This window comes from Psychrobacter sp., from assembly GCF_018260395.1.
GTDB lineage: Bacteria > Pseudomonadota > Gammaproteobacteria > Pseudomonadales > Moraxellaceae > Psychrobacter.
The window spans coordinates 1-4,516 of the sequence record NZ_JAGLBC010000168.1 but is presented as its reverse complement, the minus strand read 5'-3'; the positions used below and the strand labels follow the sequence as shown (position 1 = coordinate 4,516).

3 protein-coding genes and 1 pseudogene are annotated in these 4,516 nt (G+C 33.7%); all 4 read left to right on the top strand.

What is annotated here, in order from left to right; genetic code table 11:
- Positions 1-434, top strand: a pseudogene (locus QZ265_RS09915) (hypothetical protein); the annotation flags it as partial.
- Between the two features lie 211 nt (positions 435-645).
- On the top strand, positions 646-1,194 hold the full coding sequence (locus QZ265_RS09910; RefSeq protein ID WP_296405770.1) for a hypothetical protein: 549 nt from the start codon (positions 646-648) through the stop codon (positions 1,192-1,194).
- Positions 1,187-3,595 (top strand): hypothetical protein, encoded by a 2,409-nt coding sequence (locus QZ265_RS09905; protein WP_296405768.1) that lies wholly within the window; start codon positions 1,187-1,189, stop codon positions 3,593-3,595. Before QZ265_RS09910 ends, QZ265_RS09905 begins: the two co-directional genes overlap by 8 nt.
- The coding region (locus QZ265_RS09900; RefSeq protein ID WP_296405766.1) for a hypothetical protein at positions 3,588-4,516 on the top strand (929 nt) is incomplete at its 3' end. The genes QZ265_RS09905 and QZ265_RS09900, both read left to right, overlap by 8 nt.

The following is a 4,516-nucleotide window of genomic DNA, read 5'->3' as shown; positions in this document are numbered from 1 at the left end:
GGCGAGGTAAGGGTAAGATAACCAGAAACAACCCAAAAGATGTGATCCATTATAGTGATAGAGGTGTTCAGTATTTATCCATTCGCTATACGGATAAGATGGCTGGTTCTGGCGTCATTGCATCTGTTGGTACGACAGGTGATTCATACGATAATGCATTGGCTGAAACGGTTAACGGGCTTTATAAAACAGAGGTGATTGATTATTTAAAACAACAGTGGCAAGGTGTGAGCGATGTTGAATTAGCAACTCTTGAATGGGTTGTCACTCGAGCACAGCTCTCGCCTTGCAAAACTAAATCGATACTGAATCGATTATTAACGCTTTTCAGGTTTAACAAAACACGTTTGCATAGTACGATTGGTTATGTGTCGCCTTTTGATCTTGAGAGACGATACTATGACAGTCTTAGTGAGTCAGACAAAGCTGCCTGACTCAATTAATCTACTCTACGATATACTCGGGGCGGTTCACTATTTGGCGAGTAGAGAATTTATAAGATAGAATTAATAATTTTGTTAATCCACAATTTAAATAGCTGGCTTAAAATCCCAGCTTACATTTGCTAATATTTGCATCTAGGTCTGTTTAATCTTAATAGGTCGATCATAATAAATGTGTTGGATAGATAGGAGTATTCTTTGAATGTTAGAAAACACTGTTAACCATAAGTTCGTCACTCCATCTAAGAACAATATTGCTATTCATTCCAAGGCAATACAGGCACACACTGTATGGTTGAAATTCAATCCAAAAACTTCTTATATAAATTTATCAAATGTAAATCGATATGTTAAGCCTTTAATTCGGATGATTCGAGTTAATGCAGACTCCTATTTATATTTTGATAATTTTATTAGAATGTCTGATATCCTTGAATTTGAGGCCTTTATTGAGCAACCATTTTTATTGATAAATAACAATGATCATGAAATTATAAAGATGGCATGGAGCGAAGTTTTAAAAATTAGCTTTTATAGGGATGTGAATCACCCTCAATTGTGGCGGCATCTAAAAGATGACTGTCCTCCAACGATCTTAAAAGAACTTATGGTTGTAGATAACTTGAATGTAGCTGATTATTGCCAATTTTGTGGAATTTCAAAAGATCACTATGATTATCAGAATAGTCGTCTTGTTAACAACAGTAAAGAATTAGGCCTACCTCAAAATAAGAGCTGGTTAGATGAATAATAATTATGCAAAACCAATAGCTATTTCAATCGAGCGTGCTAAAAGCATAATTGAAAATATTATTCCTAATAACTCCCCAAGAGCTTTCATATTACAATCATTTACATTAAATTTGATTGCTATGAGTCCAAGTTATTTAATGACAGTTAACAACTTTCAACCTCGAGATATTTCTGTTTTAACTGAGGAAGATTGCAAGTTAGTTATTAAAGAAATTAAATCTCATAACAATTCTGAAACCTGGGCTGTATCGTATATGTTGGCAGAATTTTGTCAACACTATGGTGGCCTGTTGCTAGCTAGCGATACATGGAAATTTATGAGCCGGTATTTACAGCTTATTTGGTGTATTGCTGAGCGAGAGGACAAGCACTTTAAAAAGATAGACACTTTAAGCGTTAGGATAAGAATGGCTTTAGGTGAAAGGTCTAGTCAAAAAAAAATATTAGACTTTTTATTGGGAAAGCTATTAGATAATAAGACACCTTTTGAGGACTTAGAAGACCTAATCGAATTTGAAAAAGTTACAGACCATAATGAAGCTTCAGGTAAAGAAACCAATTATAACTCAGCTAAAAAAATTGGCCAAATTCGATTAGCATACGAAGTAGTTTTAAAAGATAAAAAATATATTGAAAAAAACAGGCGTTCATCCGATGATCAAAGCTCTGATAGTATGATAAAACACGCCAATCTTCGAAATATTGACAACCTTGTTAGGGAAATTCGTTTCCAACAGAAAAATAAAGAGAATAATGTCGCACATCAAGAATATCTGGCTGACGAAAACCCTCCTTCATTACTAGATAATGATTTTAAACCTACTAAAACTGTAGCAAAGTCTTCTGAATTACAGCAATTTGATGTAAAAACTAATTATTTACATAGCAGACGAAACAGCTTTAGTTTTCCAAGTAATACCAGAGTCCTCACCTTATCAAATTATCAAATGCTATATACGAAGTTAATTGAATTAACTAAAAGCACTAAAAGACATGAAAGTCATATAGCAAAGGTATTAGTATTATCACTTTTATCGGGACGTCAAATTGCTACTGTAGTTCATGAGCTAAGCTCTAATAAAAGTTCTCGTGAATTATTTATTGATGATGGTGATGGTGGCTTTGTTCTTAAAAATACGATCAATGTAGTAACTAACCGTCAAGATTACTTAAAAAGGTATCTATGTAGTGACAGCAAATACTTTACGATACCACTACCTCATGACATAGCCTCGATACTTCAATTTAAACTAGAACTTTATAAACAGGATATAAATAACTTTATAAGGGATTTAAAACAAAGCCTGGGATTACCTACTTTATCAAGGCAGCATATCGAAAATGGGCTAGGTTTTATAATCAAGCACAAAATAAAACAGCCTTTACATGCTGACATTTTGACAGGTGTAGAAGTAGAGCACTGTGCGCCTTTATACTACACTTGTATCGACACCTCATCTTTAATAAATACATATCAATCAGCCAATAGCCTTCTAACTTCTACCACTTATTACTCAACACACCTTGATAAATTCATGCCGCATGTCAAACCAGCTCATACTATAGATTTATCAGTTGAGCCGAATAAGTCGCTGTATTTATCTAAACCCATATACTCAGATCACTTAATAGACTTAAAATCTCATAAGACGTATAAAAATGTTGGCAGCGAAATGGCTTTAAATTTAAACACTTGTAGTAAGTTTTTCAAAACATTAGCAAATTCTGTGCATGGATATAATAGGAATCTTACGCGTGATATTAACGTAAATAAAGATACATACATAGATCAATTCAATGTCTATAGCCTTTGGATGTGGCATATAATCCAAATCCAAACAGGTATTAGACCTGTAAATCAGTCACCTGGTGTCTTAAATCAATTTAATATAGATAAAAGATTGTACTGGGTCTCCGATAAAGCTAACAAAAATGCTAAAGATCAAGGCAGACTCATTCCAATAAGTGATTTTCTTGCAGAGGCTTTAAAAAACTATATCCTATATTTAAATCAATTTGCAGCTATTCATAATCAAATTTATCTTAATCACCCCCTCCCATATAGAGATATATTAGACTCTAAAGCGCCTCTATTGAATGTATTTAGTTACAACCCAAAAGGCTTTATTGCCATGTCACCTAGCAGAATACGTAGTTTTTTGGGTGAGTTTTTTAATCATAAAGATAATTGGCTGCGACATCAATTACGAACCATGTTGACAAATACGGCAGATGAATTAATGATACGGGCTTTATTTGGTCATGAGGATGCCGATCAAGAAATATTTCATCCGATGTCCTCCTTTTCTATAAATCAGTATAAAAGCCTTGGTAAGCAGTTGGATCATGTAGCACATCAATTATCTTTAGCTCAAGTTAAGGTAAAGCTTTATGGCTAAAGATAGTAAGTTAATAGGTCATGAATTAAGAGCATCAAAAAGGCAAAAGCTAAAAGCTGCTATTGAAAAAAAGGCTGAAAATATTGCCAATACTTATTTTTTGAATAATGACGTTACTGCTGGAGAATTGAGTGAACATTACCAGAATATAGATAAGAAACTTTCATCAGACTTTACGACTCATACTACCTATCGGATAGCTAGACAAGGTTTCTTAAAAGCCGTTAGAAAATTTAATAAAGAAAATGACTGTAACTTAGATGAGCCTGTCGTTCCTATTTTAGCTACCCGTGATAGCTTGACCATTGATAACAATTGGTTTGTTGAGGGTTCAAAAGTTGCTGATACTTGGCTTGAAGCCATAAAAAAATGGGAAAACAAGCTTAAATTTAACGCCAACGACTACGTTTCATACTTCATTTATACCAGTATTATGTTCGGTGGACTAAATGATTTGAAAGCACTTGAAGCGCTTTATAACTGGCTTTTTACTGATCGTAAGCTGTATGCCATCAATACTCCTGATCGCAATCAAAATAATGATAATATCAGTATAACAAACATTAATGTGGTTATTCCCTTAGAGATCAAAGATGAGAAATATGGTTGTAAACAACATGATCATGAAAGTTTAACGCACTATATTAGTTATGTCGTTGATGATGTCAGTTTACTATTCTTATACTTACTAAAGGACGTTGATTTAAATAAGCGTAAAATCCAAACATTTGATAAAACAATTAAACAACTAATAAATACGCATAATCTAAGTTGCCAAGATCCTAACAAACTACACCTATCTCATCTATTGAGATATGCAAACTTTAATTGGCGTCAATTACCCGGCTCAAGTATAGATGGCGCGACAAGTCAGGTACTACTGGGACAGCTTAAAAGTACTTCCATACCTACAGAGCAGTT